This window comes from Capsulimonas sp. (assembly GCF_039929585.1).
Lineage (GTDB): Bacteria > Armatimonadota > Armatimonadia > Armatimonadales > Capsulimonadaceae > Capsulimonas.
In genome coordinates this window covers 1-19,941 of the sequence record NZ_JBDSQY010000110.1, presented here as the reverse complement: position 1 = coordinate 19,941, position 19,941 = coordinate 1, and the positions used below count along the sequence as shown (strand labels likewise).

The 19,941-nt window shown below is 60.0% G+C and carries 19 protein-coding genes; 15 read left to right on the top strand and 4 right to left on the bottom strand.

Features of this window, described 5'->3' with window-relative positions:
- The first annotated feature begins 43 nt into the window (after positions 1-43).
- Genes ileS through ABIZ35_RS07860 form a run of 5 tightly spaced genes read left to right on the top strand, consistent with a single transcriptional unit; the run spans position 44 to position 5,652 of the window.
- Positions 44-2,908 carry an isoleucine--tRNA ligase gene (gene ileS, locus ABIZ35_RS07880; protein WP_348219336.1) on the top strand — a complete coding sequence of 955 codons (2,865 nt, stop codon included), beginning with the start codon at positions 44-46 and terminating at the stop codon, positions 2,906-2,908.
- 20 nt (positions 2,909-2,928) lie between these two features.
- A complete protein-coding gene (locus tag ABIZ35_RS07875; RefSeq protein WP_348219335.1) occupies positions 2,929-3,294 on the top strand; it encodes a hypothetical protein in 366 nt (121 codons plus the stop codon).
- Positions 3,291-3,791, top strand: a complete 501-nt coding sequence (gene lspA, locus ABIZ35_RS07870) for a signal peptidase II (RefSeq protein ID WP_348219334.1) — start codon at positions 3,291-3,293, stop codon at positions 3,789-3,791. The genes ABIZ35_RS07875 and lspA overlap by 4 nt, the downstream gene beginning before the upstream one ends.
- A gap of 7 nt (positions 3,792-3,798) precedes the next feature.
- The gene (gene lgt / locus ABIZ35_RS07865; protein ID WP_348219333.1) at positions 3,799-4,629 is read left to right on the top strand and encodes a prolipoprotein diacylglyceryl transferase; all 831 of its coding nucleotides are present in this window, start codon (positions 3,799-3,801) and stop codon (positions 4,627-4,629) included.
- Entirely contained in the window at positions 4,630-5,652 is a 1,023-nt protein-coding gene (locus tag ABIZ35_RS07860; protein WP_348219332.1) for an RluA family pseudouridine synthase, read from the top strand. It abuts the gene before it with no gap.
- Between the two features lie 65 nt (positions 5,653-5,717).
- On the opposite strand, the gene ABIZ35_RS07855 is transcribed toward ABIZ35_RS07860, so the two are convergent.
- From ABIZ35_RS07855 to ABIZ35_RS07845, 3 genes are all read right to left on the bottom strand, one after another.
- The gene (locus tag ABIZ35_RS07855; protein ID WP_348219331.1) at positions 5,718-6,353 is read right to left on the bottom strand and encodes a hypothetical protein; all 636 of its coding nucleotides are present in this window, start codon (positions 6,351-6,353) and stop codon (positions 5,718-5,720) included.
- A gap of 110 nt (positions 6,354-6,463) precedes the next feature.
- Entirely contained in the window at positions 6,464-6,973 is a 510-nt protein-coding gene (locus ABIZ35_RS07850; protein WP_348219330.1) for a DUF892 family protein, read from the bottom strand.
- 117 nt (positions 6,974-7,090) lie between these two features.
- On the bottom strand, positions 7,091-8,242 hold the full coding sequence (locus tag ABIZ35_RS07845) for a glycosyltransferase (RefSeq protein ID WP_348219329.1): 1,152 nt from the start codon (positions 8,240-8,242) through the stop codon (positions 7,091-7,093).
- 84 nt (positions 8,243-8,326) lie between these two features.
- On the opposite strand from ABIZ35_RS07845, the gene ABIZ35_RS07840 reads away from it, so the two are divergent.
- Both ABIZ35_RS07840 and ABIZ35_RS07835 read left to right on the top strand, forming a co-directional pair.
- On the top strand, positions 8,327-9,355 hold the full coding sequence (locus ABIZ35_RS07840) for a hypothetical protein (RefSeq protein WP_348219328.1): 1,029 nt from the start codon (positions 8,327-8,329) through the stop codon (positions 9,353-9,355).
- Positions 9,352-10,158: a polysaccharide deacetylase family protein gene (locus tag ABIZ35_RS07835; RefSeq protein ID WP_348219327.1), complete on the top strand. Its 807-nt coding sequence runs from the start codon at positions 9,352-9,354 to the stop codon at positions 10,156-10,158. Before ABIZ35_RS07840 ends, ABIZ35_RS07835 begins: the two co-directional genes overlap by 4 nt.
- Positions 10,159-10,470: 312 nt before the next feature.
- On the opposite strand, the gene ABIZ35_RS07830 is transcribed toward ABIZ35_RS07835, so the two are convergent.
- On the bottom strand, positions 10,471-11,349 hold the full coding sequence (locus ABIZ35_RS07830; protein WP_348219326.1) for an AraC family transcriptional regulator: 879 nt from the start codon (positions 11,347-11,349) through the stop codon (positions 10,471-10,473).
- A gap of 207 nt (positions 11,350-11,556) precedes the next feature.
- Here ABIZ35_RS07830 and ABIZ35_RS07825 point away from each other — a divergent pair, with 207 nt between their 5' ends.
- From ABIZ35_RS07825 to ABIZ35_RS07790, 8 genes are all read left to right on the top strand, one after another.
- On the top strand, positions 11,557-12,969 hold the full coding sequence (locus tag ABIZ35_RS07825) for an L-fucose/L-arabinose isomerase family protein (RefSeq protein ID WP_348219325.1): 1,413 nt from the start codon (positions 11,557-11,559) through the stop codon (positions 12,967-12,969).
- A 62-nt stretch (positions 12,970-13,031) separates the two neighbouring features.
- A complete protein-coding gene (rhaT, locus tag ABIZ35_RS07820; protein ID WP_348219324.1) occupies positions 13,032-14,120 on the top strand; it encodes an L-rhamnose/proton symporter RhaT in 1,089 nt (362 codons plus the stop codon).
- Positions 14,121-14,137: 17 nt separating this feature from the next.
- Positions 14,138-15,280: a glycerate kinase gene (locus ABIZ35_RS07815; protein ID WP_348219323.1), complete on the top strand. Its 1,143-nt coding sequence runs from the start codon at positions 14,138-14,140 to the stop codon at positions 15,278-15,280.
- A gap of 57 nt (positions 15,281-15,337) precedes the next feature.
- On the top strand, positions 15,338-16,537 hold the full coding sequence (locus tag ABIZ35_RS07810) for a hypothetical protein (RefSeq protein WP_348219322.1): 1,200 nt from the start codon (positions 15,338-15,340) through the stop codon (positions 16,535-16,537).
- Positions 16,534-16,854 carry a hypothetical protein gene (locus ABIZ35_RS07805; RefSeq protein ID WP_348219321.1) on the top strand — a complete coding sequence of 107 codons (321 nt, stop codon included), beginning with the start codon at positions 16,534-16,536 and terminating at the stop codon, positions 16,852-16,854. Before ABIZ35_RS07810 ends, ABIZ35_RS07805 begins: the two co-directional genes overlap by 4 nt.
- A 287-nt stretch (positions 16,855-17,141) precedes the next feature.
- Positions 17,142-18,017, top strand: a complete 876-nt coding sequence (locus tag ABIZ35_RS07800; RefSeq protein ID WP_348219320.1) for a hypothetical protein — start codon at positions 17,142-17,144, stop codon at positions 18,015-18,017.
- 50 nt (positions 18,018-18,067) lie between these two features.
- On the top strand, positions 18,068-19,150 hold the full coding sequence (locus ABIZ35_RS07795; RefSeq protein ID WP_348219319.1) for a glycoside hydrolase family 172 protein: 1,083 nt from the start codon (positions 18,068-18,070) through the stop codon (positions 19,148-19,150).
- Positions 19,151-19,298: 148 nt separating this feature from the next.
- Positions 19,299-19,941, top strand: a 643-nt coding sequence (locus ABIZ35_RS07790; RefSeq protein WP_348219318.1) for a GntR family transcriptional regulator, incomplete at its 3' end; no start/stop codon positions are given.

Sequence of the window (19,941 nt, the reverse complement as noted above, 5' to 3'; positions counted from 1 at the left end):
AAGCTCGAAGACAAAGTAACGTCTGAGACGAACCAGGAACATTATGACTGAACCCGAGAAGAAGCCCGACTACAGCCAAACGCTGAATGTCCCCAAGCCCGATGTCAAGAACCCCGACGGCGTCGATACCAACGCACTGAGCATTCCCCTGCGCGCCAACCTCGCGAAGCGCGAACCGGCGATCCTGGATTTTTGGAAGACCGAGCAAGTTTACGCCAAATCGCTTGAGTCTCCGCCGCTTGGGACGTTTATTCTGCACGACGGGCCTCCCTTCTCGAACGGTAATATCCACATCGGTCACGCCTTCAATAAAATCTTAAAAGACGTGATCATGAAGTTCCGGTCGATGCAGGGCTACGCGACGCCTTACATCCCCGGATGGGACAACAACGGCCTGCCGATCGAAGTCTTAGTGGCTAAGGAGTTCCGCGAGAAGAACTATGTTCCGACGCCTGTTGAGATCCGCGAGCGCTGCCGCGAAGTGGCGACGGAGTGGGTCGGGAAGCAATCCGAGCAGTTCCAGCGTTTAGGCATTCGCGGCGACTGGGCGCGTCCGTACCTCACGATGACCCCGAAGATGGCGGCAAAGCAGCTGGAAGTCTTCGCGGATATGGTCGAGAAGGGCTATATCTATCGCGGACTCAAGCCCGTTTATTGGTCGCTGGTCGATGAAACGGCTCTCGCCGAGGCGGAGATCGAGTACAAGGACGTCAAGGACCCGTCGATCTACGTGCGGTTCGGGCTGCGCTCCGACAGGGACGGCATCTTTGGCGCGGACGCCGATGCGTCGAAGTGCTACACGGTGATCTGGACGACTACACCGTGGACCATCCCCGCCAACGTCGCCGTCGCCGCTGGCCCGGATATCGAATACGCCGTGATCGAGCACGAGGACCGGCGCTACTTAGTGGCCGCCGATCGCCTCGGCGTCGTGATGGCCGCCGCAAACTTTACCGGGTGGAAGGTGCTGAGCACTCACAAGGGCGCCGATCTCAAGAACTTGATCTTCGAGCATCCCTTGTTCAACCGCGTCGCGCCTTTGGTTCTGGCCGATTACGTCACGACGGGCGACGGTACAGGCGTCGTGCATACAGCTCCCGGACATGGTAAGGACGACTTCCTGACGGGCCAGAAATATAATCTGCCCGTGCTGCAAATCCTAACGGGTGACGGCTACTTCAACGAGGACGCCGGCGCGCCGTTTACTGGACTGCGCAAAAAAGAAGGCGCGCAGCTCGTGCTGGATAACCTCGCCGAAGCGGGCGCGCTGCTGGCGCTGGAGGAGATTCTGCACTCCTATCCGCACGGATGGCGTTCGAAGGACCCTCTGGTGTTCCGTGCGACGGTCCAGTGGTTCGTGAACATCGACCACAACGGGCATCGCGAGAAGTGTCTCAAGGCGATTGAAGGCGTGAAGTGGTACCCGAAGGAATCCATCGATCGGATGAGGCCTATGGTGGCGGGACGCCCGGACTGGTGCATCTCTCGGCAGCGCTCGTGGGGCGTCGGTATTCCTGTGTTCTATGCACAACCCTCAGGGACGCCGCTTCTGGCAAAGGAGAGTATCTTAGCCGTTCGCGATCTCGTCGCCGAGCATGGCACGGACGCCTGGTTTGAGCGAGACGCCAAGGATATCCTGCCGGCGGGCTTTGCGCATCCGGAGACGGGCGAGACGGAGTTCACCAAGGAAACCGATATCTTCGATGTCTGGTTTGACTCCGGAGCGACCAATCAGACGGTGCTGGGGCAGTGGCCGGAATTGTCGTATCCCGCCGACGTATATCTGGAAGGCGGCGATCAGCATCGCGGCTGGTTCAACTCGTCGCTGATGATCGGCATGGCCGTGACCGGCAAGGCGCCGTTCAAGCAGGTCGTGACCAACGGCTGGACTTTGGATGAGAATGGCCGCAAGATGTCGAAGTCGGCGATGAACGGCGTTGCCCCAAGCACTGTGTGCGACAAATACGGCGCCGATGTGCTGCGCCTCTGGGTGAGCTCGACGGACTACTTCGGCGACGTGCGCGTTGGCGAGAAGATGCTGGATCAAGTCTCGACAACGTATCGATCGCTGCGTGGCTCGCTGCGCTTTGCGCTGAGCAATCTTTATGTGCATTCGGCGGATGACTTCGATCCGGCGCTCCATGCCGTTCCTTACGCCGAATTGCCGGAGATCGACCGCTGGGCGCTGCACCGATTGAACGAAGTGACGCGCTCGTCTGTTCAGGCTTATGAGGACTACGAGTTCCAGAAGGTCATCCAGAACGTACTGGGACTTTGTACGGCGGATTTCTCGGCGTTTTATTTCGACGTGATTAAGGATAGACTGTATTCGTACGGCGCCAACTCCCCGGAGCGGCGCGCGGCGCAGACGACCCTCTTTGAGATCGCCTCCACGCTGACGCGTCTGCTCTCGCCCATTCTGTCCTTCACGGCGGAAGAAGTCTGGCAAAAGCTCAAAATGCCGAACAAGCCTGTCTCGGTGCAGCTAGCCGACCTGCCTTCGGATCGTCCGGAGTTCCAAGATTCCGAACTCGCCGAGCGCTGGAGCAAACTGCTGGGCGTGCGTGATGAAGTCAACAAGGCGCTCGAAGGGGTGAAGAAGCGGCTGGAGCTGGCGCTGACGATCACGGCCGACGCGGAGACGTTTGAAACGCTGACCCCGTATATGAACCAACTGCCCGCGCTGCTGCTCGTCTCGGAAGTGACGCTGCGAAAGGGAAGAACGAATCCCGGCGTGGACGTTCTGAACAACGGCGCGGCGCCGGGCGCCAAGTGCGCCCGCTGCTGGGTCGCCATCAAAGAGGGTGGGGACGATCCGGCGGCGATCTGCTCCGGCGGATGCGCGCGCGCCTGGCGGGCGGAAACAATTACGGACGGCGATATTGTCGCGCGCCGGCTTGAGAAATAGCACAAAGGAACGCCCACAACATGAATGAGACAAAATTAGCGCACTTCAAGAAAGTGCTGCTGGAAGAAAAGACCCGGATCGAAGACGAACGGGCTTCTTATAATAGCGACACACGCGGCGGCTCGATGGCGGATCAATCCGGCGAGCTTTCGAACGCCGATAGCAATGACATGGCGGACGAAGCCACGCTGCTGTACGACCGCGACCGCGATGTCGCCGCCGTGGAGAACCTGGATCGTCTTCTCGCCAAGATCAACCGCGCTCTGATGAAGATCGACGAGGGGACCTACGGCAAGTCCGATGTCGATGGGACGCCGATCCCGATCGAGCGTCTGGAGGCCCTGCCGTACGCCGTGACCACGGTGGAGCAGGAAGAGGCGCTTTGAACCGTCCCGCCATTCTTCTGCTGGCGGCCGCCATTGTGGCGGCCGACCAGTGGGCCAAGCAGATCGTCCTGCGCGGCTTCGCCATCGGTGAAAGCCGCCCGGTAATCCATGGATTGCTGGATCTGACCTACGTCCGCAACACCGGCGGCGCGTTCGGCATTCTGCCGCAGGGAACGCAGCTGCTTTCGCTCGCCGCCATCGCGGCGGCGGCGGCGATCGTTTATTATCTCGTTCGCGCGCAGCCCCCTTACCCGGCGCGTCTCGCCCTGGGGCTCGCTCTGCCGCTGGGAGGCTCCCTCGGCAATTTGATCGACCGTGTTCGCCTGCATTATGTGGTGGATTACCTCGACGTTTATGTCGGCTCGCATCACTGGCCGGTCTTCAACATCGCCGACGCTGCGATCTGTACGGGCGTCGCGCTGCTGGCATGGCGTTTCTGGTCGGCGCCAGCCCCCGCATCGGCGCAGCCTATCGCCATGACTGCGGAAGAAAAGTAAGGAACCCATGCATCCCATCCTGTTTCGCATTGGAGCGGCGCCGGGCGGCTACGCAGTCCACACGTTCGGCGTGATGATGATGCTGGCGTTCGCCGTCGGTATCTGGCGCGCCGTCGCGGCGGCGCGCCGACAGAAGGGCGAACCGGGCGATGTTCCCGTGGACGCCATCTTGGACGCCGGCACATGGATGATCCTCGCCGGCATCGCCGGCGCGCGTCTGATGTTCATCATCGTGGATTGGTCATCGTATCGCGACCATCCCTTGTCTGGTCTGGAGATCTGGAATGGCGGTCTTTCGTTCCATGGCGCGCTGTTCGGCGGCCTGCTGGCGCTGATTGTCTTCTGCCTCATCCGCCGTATTTCGATTCTCAAGATTACGGATCTGTTCGCGCCCTCGGTGATGCTCAGCTACGCGATCGGACGGATCGGGTGTTTCTTTAACGGCTGCTGCTACGGCGCTCCGACAACCATGCCGTGGGGCATACGCTTCAACGAGGATGGACAGGGGCACTGGACCGTTCCCTCGCATCCGACCCAGATGTACTCCACGATCCTTAGTCTGATCTTCTTCGGAGTGCTTGTCTGGCTCGAACGGCGCAAGGCGTTTGACGGACAGCTGTTATGCTGGTATATTATTCTTAGCGCTACGGAACGATTTTTGATGGAAATCTGGCGAGGAGGCGTGACATCCACTGTTGTGGCCTGGGGTTTGACCGATGTGCAGTTTTTATGCTTATCGATGATTGCCCTGGCCGGAGTCGGATTGGCCGTACTGCGCCGCGTGGGACGCCGCTCGTCGCCTGGGAATACCGCCGCGCTTGAGGTCGCGGGTCATTAAATGGAAAGCCTTCTTATCTCGCCCGAAGAATCCAATGTTCGCCTGGACGTCTTTCTCGCCGACCGCCTGACGCACTTTTCGCGGGCGCGTATTCAAAAGCTGATTGCTATGCACTCCGTGCAGGTCAACGGCGAGCCGGGCAAGTCGAATTATCGCACGCGCATGGGCGACGAGATCACGATCGACGTCCCCGCAGCGCGGCCGCTGGAGAACGCCGAGCCCGAAAACATCCCGCTGGACATTGTTTACGAAGACGAAGACCTGATCGTCGTGAACAAGCAAAAGGGCTTAGTCGTGCATCCTGCTCCCGGCGCGGAGACGGGCACGCTCGTGAACGCGCTGCTTGCGCATTGCAAAGACCTATCAGGCATTGGCGGCACGCAGCGTCCGGGGATCGTGCATCGTCTGGACAAGGACACATCGGGCCTGCTGGTCGTCGCCAAGAACGATCTGGCGCACGAGAGCTTGTCCAAGCAGATCGCGGCGCGCACCGCCGTCCGCAAATACAATGCGCTGCTCTGGGGGCGACTGCCGTTCAAGCATGCCGTGATCGACGCACCGATCACCCGGCACCCCGTGGACCGCAAGCGCATGACCGTCTATGAAGAGGGCGGCATGGTCGGTCCCGCGTCCCAGACCAGCCTTCCCAAGGCCGTGCGCCAGGCGGTCACCGAAGTGCGCCTTCTCGAACACTTAGTTGAGTTTTCCTGGATCGAGGCGATCCTGCAGACGGGACGCACGCATCAGATCCGCGTGCACTCGGCGTTCGCCGGCTATCCCGTGGTGGGCGATTCCACCTACGGCGGCCTGCGCAAAGTCTCCGCCGACCTGCTGCGCGGCGCGCCCCTGCAAACCCTGAACGCCTCGCTCGCGTCTCTTCACGGCCAGGCGCTGCACGCCCACTTCCTGAGCTTCGACCACCCACGCACCAAGCAGCGCAAACAGTTCCACGCGCCGCTGCCCGATGAGATCGTCGAGCTGCTGGACCTTCTGCGGCGGCTGGACGAAGCGTTCGAATTTTAGTCCATCCAGACACACGAAAGGCCCGGAGGCAATGCCTCCGGGCCTTATGTTTTATCGCCGCTGAGTTAGAACTTCTCCGACTGGATCGCCAGCAGACGCTGGAACAGTTTTTGCTGCTCTGGGGTCATGATCGCCATGACTTTTCCCTCGAATTCCTTTTCGAGCGCGTCGAACTTAGGCTTCTTTGCCTCCGGCGCGATCGATTTGTCGTCAGCAATGGCCTTGGCCTGCGCGCCTGTTGCGGCTTTGATGGACGCCAGCTGCTTTTTCTGATCGGCGGTCATCGAGTCGTTGATTTGCTTGCCGATCTTCTGGCTCTCGGTCATGAGCTTGGTGAAGGTGGCGCGCTTCTTGGCGTCAATGGCCATGGCGCGAGACTTGTCGGCAAGGAATTTCTTGCGCTGCTCCGGATTCAGGATGTCCAGCATGTCGGACTCATAAGCCGTCTTTAGTTTCAGAAACTTTGCTTGCTTTTGCGTGGGAGTCAGCGTCTTGCTGGCGTTCAGCGCCTTCAAGTCCGCATCCATCTTCGCGCGGCGCGCGTTCGCCTTGGTCTCCTGCGCTGGGGTGAGTTTTGGTCCCAGTGGCCCCTGCTGAGCCGCAGGCGCGGCATGCGCGCCGATGCTGGGCGCGGCGACCGCAATAGCCATCAGCGCGGCGGCGCCGAGAACGGTCGATCTATGGTGACGTCGTAGTATCAAAATCCCTGTTCCTTCCCTGGGTGGTCGCCTTTTAGTTTACCCAATAAACAAAAAAACGCAGCAGCGGGGCGGCTACGCCATGCTGCTGCGTGTTGGACGACGGGGCGCGATTAAATGTTCGCGCTCGTCGTGGAGCTCTGCGGGACCGCCAGCTTGGCGACCTGCGGGATCAGGCGCAGAAGGCGCTCGGCGGCGAGCTGCTCCTCGCCCATGATCGTATCCGCAAGCTGCGCAGTCTCATGGTCGCCGATGGCGTCCGCGAAGGCCTTCAGCGACGTGTACATGCCGATCTCGAAGTGCTCCAGCGAGTACGCCTTGATGATGTCCTGCGTCTGCTTGTCGGCTTTGTCGTGGAAAATGTTGAGCAGGTCGCTGCCCTTGCCGATGATGGTGTTGATCAGGCTCTTGCCTTCGGCCTTGTCGCCGCCTAGCGCCAGGATGCGGGCCTTCAGGCGATCCGCCTGCGACTGCGAAACGGCGATGTGCTCGGTGATCGCGGTGCGGACATCCGCATCGGTCGCTTCCGCAGCGATATCTTTCAGAGAGGCGACGCCGCCATCTTCCGCAGCGTGAGCATCGTTCAAGTAGCGGAGCAGCTGCTCCTTCACATCTTCTGCCATGGTTGATTTTCCTTCTAAGCTCTTTTGAGAGACTATAAACCGTGCGCCATTAAGTTCCTGCGCCAGAGCCTATATTCCCCGGAGTAAATCGAGTTATGGCAAACGAGCGAAAAAAAATTAGCGCTTGGGATAACTTCGGCCCTTCCAAGTATTGCCGGATTTGGAGTACGCCTGGCGTATCGAGTTGATCGCGATGCCGATTACCGACAGCCAGCCGAGAGGCAGCAGCGGCGCCGCCCAGGCGGGAGCGCCGGGAAATCGCAGGCTCAGGCCGAACCGGACGGCGACGGTCAGTAAGTACGCCGCCAGCGCCAGGTTCTCCCAGGGGCGATGGCGCGCCCAGCTCCAGATGGCGAGAGGCGCCGGCAGGACAAGTGTACAAAAGAGAAAAACGAGGACGACGCTGAGCAGAGGCAAATCACGCGAGAAGGCGGGGAAGATGTTCTTCGAGAAGCCTGCCCAGACTTCCGCTAGCCCGTGGTACATCCGCACGGCGTAGGTGCGCGAGCCGTCGCCGTACCAGAGCGTCTTGCCGCATCGCTTCACATGCTGCGAAAACTTGATGTCCTCGGCAAGCTGGCGGCGGACCGCTCGGTGCCCGTCCACGTCAAAGTAGGTTTCGCGGCTGAGAAAGAGAAATGCTCCGTTGGCGGCGGCGAACCAGGGGAATGGTGTGAGGCGAATCAGTGGCCCTGGCAGAAAGGCGAAGATGATGAAGTATTGGAGCGGGATGATCATCTGCTCCCAGAACCCTTCGCACTTGAGATCGGGGCACATGGAGACCACATCGGCTTTGTACTCGCGCTGCGCTCCCAGAGCCAGCAGCAGGGCGTCCGGGGTGAACGTGCAGTCGGCGTCGGTCATGAGTAGATACTCGCCGCGCGATGCGTTCGCGAGCTGCCAGCAGGCGTGCGGCTTACCGTACCACCCCTCGGGCATCTCCGCGCCCACGAGCACCCGCAGCCGATGGTCGCGGTCGCGCAGTCGGCAGAGGATGTCGTAGGTATCGTCTTGCGAGCGGTCGTCTAAAACGATGACTTCGAAGTTCGGATAGTTCATCGCCAGCAGCGACTGGACGCACGCTTCGATCGTGGCTTCCTCGTTCCGCGCGGGAACAAGAACGGAGATCATGGGCAGGTCGCTGTCGGCGACACCGACCAGAGCGCGCGGCTTACGGAAAAAAAGAAAATTCAGGGCCGCCGTCCCGGTCATGGCGAGGGTGGCGAAAAGCACGGCGCTGTGATAGAGGATCGAAGGGGTCATCTGCATCCATTATACCCCGCGCTGCTTTTCGCCACCCGGATCTTAATCCCTGGTTCCGAAGACAATCACGCGGCCAGGTATAATCCACACATGTACGTGGCGCTCGACCCATCCGAAGAAATCCCTCATGTCGAATGGCTGCGCGCGACGCCTGGGGCCTACGAGTGGTGGTACTTCGACGCCGTCTCCGATCGTCGCGAGTACGCCTTGACCGCCATCTGGTTTCTTGGCAACCCTTTCTCACCGTACCACCGCGCCGCCGCGCTGGGACGCCCCGCCGACCCCTTCGACCACAACGGCCTCTTCTTCGCCCTGTATCGTCATGGGCGGCTCCATGCCTACCACTTCTCGCGCTTTCCCATCGCTTCGGTGAACGCGGCGTCCGCGCCGCCTCTTCGCCTGCAATTTGGCCCGTCGTCGCTGACACAAACGGCCTCGGAATATCGTCTGATACTTACTGACGTCAACGCCAATCGCCGGACCCTGCGCGCATCCCTTGATTTCACGGCGCCGCTTGCTGCTCCTATGGACGCGGAAGCGCCGGAGGTCGCCCCCAGGCACCTCTGGCATCCGGCGGCGCCAAGCTGCCGGGTCGCCGGCCGCATTGCATTGGGCAGCGCCATGAACCATGAGACGGAAGAGATCGCCTTCACGGGGGACGGTTACCACGACCACAATCGCGGCGTTTTGCCGTTCGCCGCCGACATCCAAGAATGGTATTGGGCGCGGGGCGCGCTGCCGAGCGGCGGAACGCTGGTCATCTACCACACACGGCTCACTACGGGGGGATGGAATACCGATCTCATGCTGTTCGAGCATGGGGTTCTGAAGCGTCACGATGTGGATGCACGATGTCGCCTGGGCCGTTGGCGCATGAATGCATTCGGGCTGGCCTATGCGTCTTCACTGATCGTGGAGGGGGAGGGGATTCGGGCCAACGTTCGTTTCCGCGAGCGATTAGATAGCGCCCCGTTTTACCTGCGCATGCTGTGTGACGTGGAGGGGGAGATGGATGGCATATCGCTGGCCGGATATGGGATCGGCGAGTATCTCCGTCCGCGCGGCATGGACTGGGCGCTGACGGCGTCGGCCATGAAAGCAAGGATCGTGGAGCAATGAAACGCCTGGGGCCGGTCGCGCCGATTGTCGCCGTGCTTTCCGTCGCCGGAACCTTGCTGACGTTTCTCGCCCTCCGCCTCTTTAACCTTCCCGCCTCCGGTGCGCCATATCACTGGGTCGGCCTATGCGTCACACTACTTCTGACCACATGCTTTCTCTTTATCTTCATCGCCCCCTGGCGCTGGGGCTTGCCGATCCTCACCCATCTTCCCAATCATGACAACCAAGTCGCGCTGACATTCGACGACGGCCCGTCCCCCGACACAACGCCGCGCATCCTCGCCGCCCTCGCCGCCGCCGGCGCCCACTCCACATTCTTCGTCCTCGGAGAACAAGCCCGCCGCCATCCCGACCTGATCCGTCGCATCTCCGCGGAAGGCCACATCCTTGCCCTCCACGGCGACACCCACCGCGCCATGGTCCTGATGTCTGTGTACGCCATCACGCGCGAGATACAAGCGACCCAGGAAGCAATCGCCGCCGCGTGTCCGGGAGCCGCCCCGCCCACGCTTCTGCGTCCGCCCTACGGCTTCAAATCTCCAATCCTCCTGACCGCAGCGCGCAAGCTCGGAATCAAGCTTGTCATGTGGAGCCTGGACCCCGCCGACTACGAGCGGACCGACCCAAACAAGATTGCCGCCGCCGTTCTATCGCGCATCAAACCCGGCGACATCATCTTATTGCACGACGGCGCGGGACGCACTGCGACGGCCGACGCGCTGCCTGCGATATTAAGCTGCTTACAAGATCGAGGGTTTCAATTCGTTGGCCTGAGTGATGGTGAGATAGGATGCATTGGCTGAGAGTATCTTGGGGGAGACTTATGCATGTTCTCCATCAGAATGTAATTTGACAGATACAATAACGCAAAAACTGCGGCGAAAGCTGTCAATATCAAGCCGACCCATTTCGCGGCGATATCCATCCACGTTCGCCTTCTTCGCTCAGAATGAACCTCGATATTATTTTTCGGAAGCGGCGGCCATTGATCTGGCTCAGGCTCCATACCGAGAAATCCATATCCCATTCTGGAACCTTTCCGCGTATTCTCGTGTGCAAAAATGTTATCGTTCTTGGCTTAAGACCTTCTCAACAATAATTACATTCAATAGAAATTAGCCCTGTGTCACCGCGCGGTACTCGCCGGGCGATTGGCCGGTCTTTTTGCGAAAGATACGGCAGAAGTAGTTGGACGATTCGAAGCCGACGCGAAGGGCGATGGTGGCGACGGGGAGGGTGGTGGTGCGGAGCAGATGGCTGGCTTCGTTGAGGCGGAGTTCGAGATGGTATTGAGCGGGCGACATGCCGATGTATTTGCGGAAGGACTTTCGGAAGAGCGAGTAGCCGACGCCGAGTGTGGCGGCCATTTCCTCGACGTTGATGTTTCGGTCCATCTGCTCGAAGAGTATGGCTTTGCCGCGTTCGATGGCGTCGAGGATGTTGGTTCCTTCAAACCCATGGCGCATGGCGGTGGCGGCGGCGGCGGCCAGGATCATCATGGTGCGGACGACGATGACGCGTTGGTATCCGATGGCCTCGCGGCGCATTTCTTCCATGATCTGATTGAATTCATACTGGATACGATCGCTCAGCGGCGCGCCGAGAAGCGGTTCAGTATAGGACAACGTGGACTCGGCGATGAGAGCGTCCGCTGTGTTTCCCTGGAAGGCGATCCAGTATTCGTCCCATCCCGTTTCTGGGTCGGGGCTGTAACGGTGCCACTCACCGGGGAATAGCACAAAAAACGCGCCGGTTTCGATCCGGAGCCGTCCTGCGGATCGGGATTCGAAGACCCCTCTGCCGCGTGCGATGTAGACCAGCTGATACTCCTGAAGCGTCCGCCCTTGCTCCCATCGGAACTGATGGTCGGCCGGGTGAATGGTCGGTGGATACGGTGTGTGGGGCGGAATCACCGTATAGCCGCTTGCCAGGACGTAAAGGCTCTGCTGACGCGCTTCATCGCTCAGCGGCAGGTATCGTGAATAGTATTTCATGGGTGTTCGCTACCGTTACTAGTTTTCATATCAGAATGTGCTATAAAAGTGCCATTTTCTGCATTGACCGTATCATCGCCTGCTCTTATAATTGTGACATCATATTTCACAATATCGACACTTGGTAATGCGCCGATGCGCCATTTGATCGCTTCAATGTAATTCCACGCCACGGCGGCTGCAGCCGCCGTGGCATAAGGACGGGTAATGAAAATCGGATTGTTTGGAATTGGGCTGGAGACTTACTGGCCGCAATTCCCGGACCTGCGGCCAAGGCTGGAAGGATATCAGCAGCGAGTCCATAAGCGACTGATGCAAGACGGCGTTCAGATTATCGACGCGGGTCTCGTCGATGCACCGCAAAAGGCCCGTGCGGCGGCGGATTTATTCCGGCGTGAGGATGTGGAGATCATCTTTCTTTACATCTCTACCTATGCGCTGAGCTCTACCGTCCTGCCAGTTGTGCAGAAGGCGGGCGTCCCCGTGGTCGTCCTCAATCTCCAGCCCGTCTCCGCCATCGACTACGAAACGTTCAATGCTCTGGGTGATCGCGGCAAAATGACCGGAGAATGGCTGGCGTACTGCCAGGCCTGCTCCGCGCCGGAGATCGCCAGTGTTTTTCTGCGCGCGGGGATCGCCTTTCATCTCGTGACGGGAACGCTGGACGATCGCATCGCCTGGACGGAGATCGACGCCTGGGTGTCGGCCGCCAAAGTCGCATCGGCGATGCGACAAAACCGGGTCGGCGTGCTGGGCCATTACTACGGCGGGATGCTCGATGTCTACAGCGATATGACGCAGCAATCCGCTGTATTCGGCTGCCATTTCGAAGTGCTGGAGATGTGCGAGCTGAAGGCCCTGCGCGACGATGTCACTGCGGCGCAAGTCGACGCAAAGCTGGTCCAATTCCACAAAGAGTTCGATGTGCAGCCCCAGTGCGAGCCGTTCGAAATGGAGCGCGCCGCCCGCACCTCCGTGGCGCTGGATCGGCTGGTGGAACGCCACGATCTCGGCTCGCTGGCCTACTATTACGAAGGCTGGGACGGCAACGAGTACGAAAACATCGTCACCTCCGTCATCGCTGGCAATTCCTTGCTCACCGCCCACGGCGTTCCCGTGGCGGGCGAATACGAGGTTAAGAATGTCCAGGCGATGAAGATCATGGATCTTCTGGGCGCGGGCGGATCGTTCTCGGAATTCTACGCGATGGACTTTGACGACGATATCGTGATGTTCGGCCACGATGGGCCGGCGCATATCGCCATCGCTGACGGCCCCGTCAAATTAGTCCCGCTGCCGGTGTATCATGGCAAGCCGGGCAAAGGCCTGAGTATTGAGATGCAGGTCCGGAACGGTCCGGTCACGTTGCTGTCCGTGGTGCAGGACGGGCAGGGGAAGATCAAGCTGCTGAGCGCCGAGGGAGAATCGACGGCCGGACCGACGCTACACATCGGCAACACGAACAGCCGTTATCGATTTTCGCTGGGCGCGCGCGACTTCGTGAATCGCTGGTGCCAGGCCGGCCCCGCGCATCACTGCGCCATCGGGGTCGGGCATATCGCGGGAGTGCTGGACAAACTCGCCGCGATCTTTGGAATCGAACATATCCGCGTCTGCTAACTCCATCGTGGTTCGATGGTGAACCTCAATGAACCTTTTAGAAAACTAGTGAGAAACTCCATATGGCTCCTGCTTTCATTTTCGGTATCATCCTGCATTGGATCGGTGGATTGGCCGCAGCCAGCTTCTACATTCCGTACAAACAAATTCGGCGCTGGTCGTGGGAGACTTACTGGCTGACCGGCGGCGTCTTCAGCTGGCTGCTTATGCCGTCACTGATGGCTTCAATCCTGGTTCCAGGGACATTTGAGATCCTGCATACGGCGAAGCCGAGTGTCCTGTTCTACACTTACTTTTTCGGCGCAATGTGGGGCATAGGCGGATTGACGTTCGGCCTGACGATGCGCTATCTTGGGATCGCACTGGGCATGGCCGTCGCTCTTGGCTACACCGCCATTTTCGGCACGTTGATTCCTCCTCTGTTCCATGGCACGCTTGGGCAAACGCTAGGCAGCGCGTCCGGCAAGTATGTGCTCCTGGGCGTGCTGGTCAGCGTCGCGGGCATCGCCGTCAGCGGCATGGCGGGTATGTCCAAAGAGCGGGAATTGACAGGCGAACAGAAGCAGTCCTCGATTACCGAGTTCCAGTTCGGAAAGGGCATGCTGATTGCGACGTTCTCGGGCATCATGAGCTCGTGCCTCGCCTTTGGGCTGGACGCGGGAACGCCTATCGCCGACGCCGCCAAAGCCAGTCTGCTGGCGCATGGCGGCTCGGATATCTGGCAGGGGCTTCCGGTACTGATAGTCGCGCTTCTGGGTGGCTTCACAACGAATTTTCTCTGGTGCGTCGGCCTGAATGTCCGCAATAAATCGGCGGGCGAGTATACGGCGCAAGCGGCGTCTGACGGTTCTGCTGTTCCACTGATTCGCAACTATGCATTTGCGGCGCTAGCGGGCATTATCTGGTACCTCCAGTTCTTCTTTCACACGATGGGCCAGGCGAAGATGGGTAAGACATTTGCCTTCACCAACTGGACCCTGCATATGGCGAGCATTATGATCTTCAGCATGCTCTGGGGAGTTTATTTGAAAGAGTGGGCTGGAACCAGCAAGCGCACGCACACCCTAATCGGACTCGGCCTCGCTTTGCTGATCGGATCGACCATTATCATCGGATATGGCAGCTATCTGGACGGAATCGCCGCGCACTGATGGGTATAATGGCGCCCATGAAAGTAGTCATTGCGCCGGATTCGTTCAAGGGTTCGCTGAGTGCGCGCGAAGCGGCGCAGGCGATGGCGGCGGGCGTTCGCCGCGCCTGGCCGCAGGCGCAGATCGTTCTGCTGCCGCTGGCCGACGGCGGCGAAGGGACGGCGGAAGCCTTGACCGCCGCAACAGGCGGCCGCCTTGTTGAACACGCCGTGACCGGTCCGCTGGGGGAGACCGTTCAGGCCATCTATGGATTGCTGGGGACAGACGGCGGCAGGGCGGTGGTGGAGATGGCGCAGGCGGCGGGATTGACGCTGGTCCCGGAAGGATCGCGCGATCCTCGCCTTACGACGACATTCGGCGTGGGCGAACTGATCCAGGCCGCGCTCGACACCGGCGTTCGTGAGATCGTGGTCGGCCTCGGCGGCAGCGCGACCAATGACGGCGGCGCTGGCGCCATGCAGGCGCTCGGCGTCCGCTTCCTCGACCGCCTGGGTAAGCCGTTGCCCTGGGGCGGCGCCGCTCTCTCGCGGTTGGCGCGCATTGACTTAGACAATTTCATCTTCCCCTCAAACCAAGTTCGTGTGATCGCGGCGTCCGACGTCCGCAATCCCCTGATTGGCCCCGATGGCGCCAGCGCGGTTTACGGCCCTCAAAAGGGCGCAAACGCTGAAATGGTGGCCCAGCTGGACGCCGCTTTAACCCAATACGCAGAGATCTTGAAGCGCGACCTGGGATGCGATGTCGCCGGTTTACCCGGCGCGGGAGCGGGGGGCGGCCTGGGCGCCGCCATGTCTGCCTTTCTTCATGCGGAATTTCGGCCCGGCATTGATGTCGTGCTGGACGCCGCCGGTTTTGAGGCGACGGCGCGCGGGGCCGATTGGATTTTGACGGGAGAGGGCCGGATCGATCGTCAAACGCTGTCGGGAAAGACCATCTCTGGTCTACTGTCTCGCAGCCGCACGCTCGGCGTCCCCGTCCTCGCCTTTGGCGGCTCGGTAGATCAAGATGCGCTAGAGGATCTGAGCGCGCAAGGCCTTATCGGGGCAATCCCTCTTGTGGCGAGGGAAGTGACTCTGACACAAGCGATGCAGGAACCGGCGCGCGTTTTGGAAGACGCGGTCGCGAACGCACTGGTCCGTCTTCCCACATCTTCAAGCTAACTCGGTTCTAAAAGTGTTATAATGAGGGACTTCTGTCCATCTTACACAAGGAACTGCATGACGATCTCCCGCTCGCAATCCCCTCCCAAAACTTCGTCTCCCAGTCGGCGGCGCAAAATCATTCGATCTTTTGTTAGTGTTGCCTTGTTCGCCGTGACCACAGCGATCGTCCCCCATCTTTGGTGCGGGCGGGACGCCGCGCGCTTGTATCGGGGCGACGCCGACGTTCAGGAGGGCCTCGCGCGCGGCGTGGCGACATGGATCGATCAAGATTTAGGGACCGACCAGTATCACACCGGCAGCAGTCAGTTCAATGGCGAATGGCTGCTCATGACCTATCAATTGGCGGGGCTTGGGTTCGGTCAGACCGCGCTCACGCATCCAGAGAGCCGCGCGCGCAATCTTCCCATGCTGCGCAAGTGCTGCGCGCGGGTGCTGAAGCCAAATGCGGCAAGTTTTGACGCGGCGGCCTGGAGTGAAGATCCCGTCAAGACACTATCGGGCAAGAACGGGCATGCCGGATACCTCGGATACAGCAACGTTGTCCTCAGTTATGACCGCTGGATCGACCCCGCCGCTCCCGATCGCGCGGTCAACGATCGGTTCACTGCGGCGCTGGTCCGTCGTATGACGGCGAGCCCGACTCATCTGATCGAAACGTACCCCGGCGAAACCTATCCGGCGGATAACTGCGTTGCCGCCGCCTCCATTGCCCTTGCCGGGCGCGCGACGGGACGAGATTACAGTCCGCTCCTCAAGGCGTTCGGGGCGAGCCTTCGCACGCGCTATCTCGACCCGAAGTCTGGGATGCTTTACCAGAGCGTCAGCTCGGAAACCGGCAAACCCAGTGGCGCGCCGCGCGCCTCGGGCACGCTCTTCGCCGCCTATTTTCTCTCGTTTGTCGATCCCAAACTGTCCGCTGATCTATTTGCAGCCATACGCCGTAATCAAGTCGGTGAGCTGGCGGGATTTGCGGCGATACGGGAATATCCGGCGGGATATCAGGGGGACATGGGAGATGTGGACTCGGGGCCGGTCATCTTTGGCCTGAGCACATCCGGCACGGCGTTCGCCATTGCCTCGGCGCGCATGCATGGCGATGAGGCGTTGTTTCGGGAGCTGGAGAGCACGCTGACGCTGGTCGCCGCTCCAACATCGACGCGCGAAGGGAACAAATTTCTGCTCGGCGGCCCCATCGGAGATGCGCTGCTGTTCGCACTTTTGACGGCGCAACCGGCGCCAAAGGAGGTCTCATGAGGACATTAACCAAAAGACGGCCGGCGACGGCGCGGGCCGAGATCATTCAGGGTGTGATACTTTGCGTCGTCTATCTGGCGCTGGGACGCTGGCTTGCCGTGACAGGCTGGATGTCCGTGCTTCTTTCACCTTCGGGCAATCCGCCATTCGGGGTTGTCGCCGTCGCGCTGGCCTATATCCTTCTGCGCCTATTCGTTCTGCTGGCGCTGCCCGGCTTGGTCGTCGTGCGCCTCTGGAACCATCTTTCGTCCCGGGGCGGCGCGAAGGCAAACCTTACCGAATCGCAATCCGTCCAGATCCACGATGCCGACTGCTAATCCGGCGTTACGAGACGAAATCCCCGGCGCTCATTGATCTCATGCTCTGTCATGACGAACTTTCCTCTACCTCCTACGCAGGGCCGCAGTATTTATCCCATCTTCTTTCTCTCCAGCTTCGAAGCATGCTTTTCTTATGGATGGTCCCTGTTTGGACTCATTGATCGGCGACAAATTACCAACCAACTGTCAGAGGAATACGCGATTTTTCGTCGAACTCTTGCGCCTATCCGCCAGGCGCGCTTTGCATGAAAGCCCGCTTGAGCGTTTGATGCAGGAGGAGCACGATGTCGAATCGGGTTTTGACGGATGAGCAGATCGCTGGGTTCATCGACCGGGGCTATGTGAAATTGGAGGAGGCGTTTCCGCGTGAGCAGGCGCTGAAGGCTCAGGATTTTCTTTGGGATCGCCTGGCGCGGCGCGGGGTTCGCAAGGACGATCCCGGGACATGGGCCGCGCCGATGGTCCATCTTCAGGAGGGATATACAGACGACGTCTTTGCGGCGTGCATGACTGAGCGACTGGAAGACGCCATTGAGGATCTGGTGGGGAAGGGGCGCTGGGCGGACCGGGGGGAAAACTTGGGATGGGGCTGGTGGCCGGTCAATTTCGCGCTCGGCGCGGACAAGCCTTGGGATGTTCCAGTAAACGGCTGGCACTGGGACGGGATTCAATTTCGCCACCGTGTCACGTCGCCCGATCAGGGACTGCTGCTGCTGCCGCACTTCTCGTCCGTTGTCTCACGCGGCGGCGGAACTTTGGTGGCGGAGGGATCGCACAAGATCGTCGCGCGGTTTTTGGCGAAGCATCCTGAGGGAATGGAGATTAGCGACGCGCTGCCCCAATGCAGCCAGGAGCATCCCTGGCTCTCCGAGCTGACCCAGGGATCGGGGGTGGGCGTGGACAGAATCCTGCGGTTCATGGACACAGCGACGACCGACGCGCTGGGGACGGAGCTTCGTGTGGTGGAGACGACTTCGGAGCCGGGCGATGTGTGGTTCTGCCACCCGTTTCTCTATCACGCCGCCGCGCAGAACCATTCGGGCGCGCCCCGATTTATGTGTAATCGCACAACGCCGCTGAAGAGCCCCATGGCGCTGGACCGCGCGGACGGCAATTATTCGCCGGTTGAGCTTAGCATTCGGCAGGCGATTTCTGGTTAATTTTAGACCAATTTGCAGAACTTACCGACACGACAGGGAGAACATCACGTATGACGCAATTTAATGGCTTGGGGCTGCATTTGGGCAATCTCTCTCGCCTTTCCTCGGCCCAGACACGCTCGATCTCGCCGGAAAACTTTACGGGGGAGAAGGGCAAGGGCGGCATGGCCACCGAAGGCTCGGCCTCGTGGAACTCACGGGATTTGGGTGTGGGCTGGAAGGTCAACCCTTATCTCAAGATCGCCTCGAAGGAAACGAGCACGATTGCCGAAATCGACGGGTCCGGCGCGATCCAGCAGATTTGGATGACGCCGACGGGTAACTGGCGCTACTCCATCATTCGCATCTACTGGGACGATCAGGAACATCCTTCGGTGGAATGCCCGGTGGGCGACTTTTTCGCGTGCGGGTGGGGGCAATTTGCGCCTGTCTCCTCGCTGGCGATCTGCGTCAACCCCGGTTCGGCGTTCAACTGCTACTGGGAAATGCCGTTCCGAAAGAAGTGTCGGATTACCTTTGAAAACATCGCTGAAGAGGAGATGACGCTTTATTACCAGATCAATTACACACTCACGGAAGTTCCGGAGGACGCCGCTTACTTCCACGCGCAGTTCCGCCGCGTCAACCCGCTGCCCTACAAGGAAGTGTACACAATCTTGGACGGAGTTTCCGGGCAGGGACAGTTTGCCGGGACGTATATGGCGTGGGGCGTGAATAATACCGGCTGGTGGGGCGAGGGCGAAATCAAATTCTACCTGGACGGCGACGGCGAGTTCCCGACAATTTGCGGCACCGGCACGGAAGACTATTTCTGCGGTTCGTATAATTTCGAAAACCAGGTGACCAAGCAGTACCAGGAGTACACGACCCCCTATGCCGGGATGCCGCAGGTGATCCGTCCAAACGGCGTTTATTCCTCGCAGACGCGCTTTGGGCTGTACCGGTGGCACATCATGGATCCAGTACGATTTACACAGGATCTGAAGGTGACGATCCAGGCTCTGGGGTGGCGCTCGGGGCATCGATACCTGCCCTTACAGGACGACATCGCGAGCGTGGCTTACTGGTATCAGACGCTTCCGACAGCGCCATTTCCCGCGCTTCCGGGCCGTGACTCTCTGGAAATCATCTAATTTCCCGTGCGCCAGCAGAGTTGAGACGCATTCGTGAAGAGGTCCTTGACAGGATGCGAAATAGGTCCTATAATGACTCAACTCTGCTGTTACACTTGGAAAAACCCCCATAAGTGTCAGCATACTCTCTGATAGGGATCGGCGTCTCATGCCCGTTAAAACGCAAACCCCAAAATATCTCGATCTGGCGACCCGTCTGCGCTCCGATCTCGAGAGCGGACTTCTGAAGCCGGGCGACCGTTTGCCCTCGTTTGTCGAACTTCGCAACGAGCATCAAGTCAGTCGGGGGACTGTCGAGAAGGTCCACGCCTTGCTAGAGCGCGATGGCTTGATCGTCCGCGAGCAGGGCCGAGGGGTGTTTGTCGCTCCGACCCTGCGCGCTTCGGCCAACGGCATTATCGGTTTTGCGGGCGGCGGGTTCATCGAGCGCAGCAGTTCGCTGTTTTGGGCTCACCTGCTTGATGGCATCCAGCACGAGGCGGCGGAAAAGCAGCTGCCGCTGCTGCTTCTGACCGGCAACAGCGACCCAGGTATCTGGACCAAGATTGACGGCCTGCTTATCAGTATCAACCAGGAAAATACAGAGGAAGTTCTCAGCCACATGCCGACCGGCCTGCCGTGCGTTTCCATCCTGCACACCGTGGACGGCGTGAGCAATGTGGTGGTGGATGATTACCAGGGCGCCAAAGACGCGACCGATCATCTGCTTTCGCTGGGTCACAAGCGCATCGGATTTTTGATCTCGGGCTTCGACAGCCTGATCGATCAGCGCATGTCCGGGTATCGGGATG

Bases quoted from the DNA above. Each gene is read 5' to 3' on its own strand.
- lgt (WP_348219333.1), top strand. From the start codon at position 3,799: ATGCATCCCATCCTGTTTCGCATTGGAGCGGCGCCGGGCGGCTACGCA.
- rhaT (WP_348219324.1), top strand. From the start codon at position 13,032: ATGGCTCCTGCTTTCATTTTCGGTATCATCCTGCATTGGATCGGTGGA.
- ABIZ35_RS07835 (WP_348219327.1), top strand. From the start codon at position 9,352: ATGAAACGCCTGGGGCCGGTCGCGCCGATTGTCGCCGTGCTTTCCGTC.
- ABIZ35_RS07810 (WP_348219322.1), top strand. From the start codon at position 15,338: ATGACGATCTCCCGCTCGCAATCCCCTCCCAAAACTTCGTCTCCCAGT.
- ABIZ35_RS07825 (WP_348219325.1), top strand. From the start codon at position 11,557: ATGAAAATCGGATTGTTTGGAATTGGGCTGGAGACTTACTGGCCGCAA.
- ABIZ35_RS07815 (WP_348219323.1), top strand. From the start codon at position 14,138: ATGAAAGTAGTCATTGCGCCGGATTCGTTCAAGGGTTCGCTGAGTGCG.
- ABIZ35_RS07840 (WP_348219328.1), top strand. From the start codon at position 8,327: ATGTACGTGGCGCTCGACCCATCCGAAGAAATCCCTCATGTCGAATGG.
- ABIZ35_RS07860 (WP_348219332.1), top strand. From the start codon at position 4,630: ATGGAAAGCCTTCTTATCTCGCCCGAAGAATCCAATGTTCGCCTGGAC.
- ABIZ35_RS07805 (WP_348219321.1), top strand. From the start codon at position 16,534: ATGAGGACATTAACCAAAAGACGGCCGGCGACGGCGCGGGCCGAGATC.
- ileS (WP_348219336.1), top strand. From the start codon at position 44: ATGACTGAACCCGAGAAGAAGCCCGACTACAGCCAAACGCTGAATGTC.
- ABIZ35_RS07875 (WP_348219335.1), top strand. From the start codon at position 2,929: ATGAATGAGACAAAATTAGCGCACTTCAAGAAAGTGCTGCTGGAAGAA.
- ABIZ35_RS07830 (WP_348219326.1), bottom strand. From the start codon at position 11,349: ATGAAATACTATTCACGATACCTGCCGCTGAGCGATGAAGCGCGTCAG.
- ABIZ35_RS07850 (WP_348219330.1), bottom strand. From the start codon at position 6,973: ATGGCAGAAGATGTGAAGGAGCAGCTGCTCCGCTACTTGAACGATGCT.
- ABIZ35_RS07845 (WP_348219329.1), bottom strand. From the start codon at position 8,242: ATGCAGATGACCCCTTCGATCCTCTATCACAGCGCCGTGCTTTTCGCC.
- ABIZ35_RS07795 (WP_348219319.1), top strand. From the start codon at position 18,068: ATGACGCAATTTAATGGCTTGGGGCTGCATTTGGGCAATCTCTCTCGC.
- ABIZ35_RS07800 (WP_348219320.1), top strand. From the start codon at position 17,142: ATGTCGAATCGGGTTTTGACGGATGAGCAGATCGCTGGGTTCATCGAC.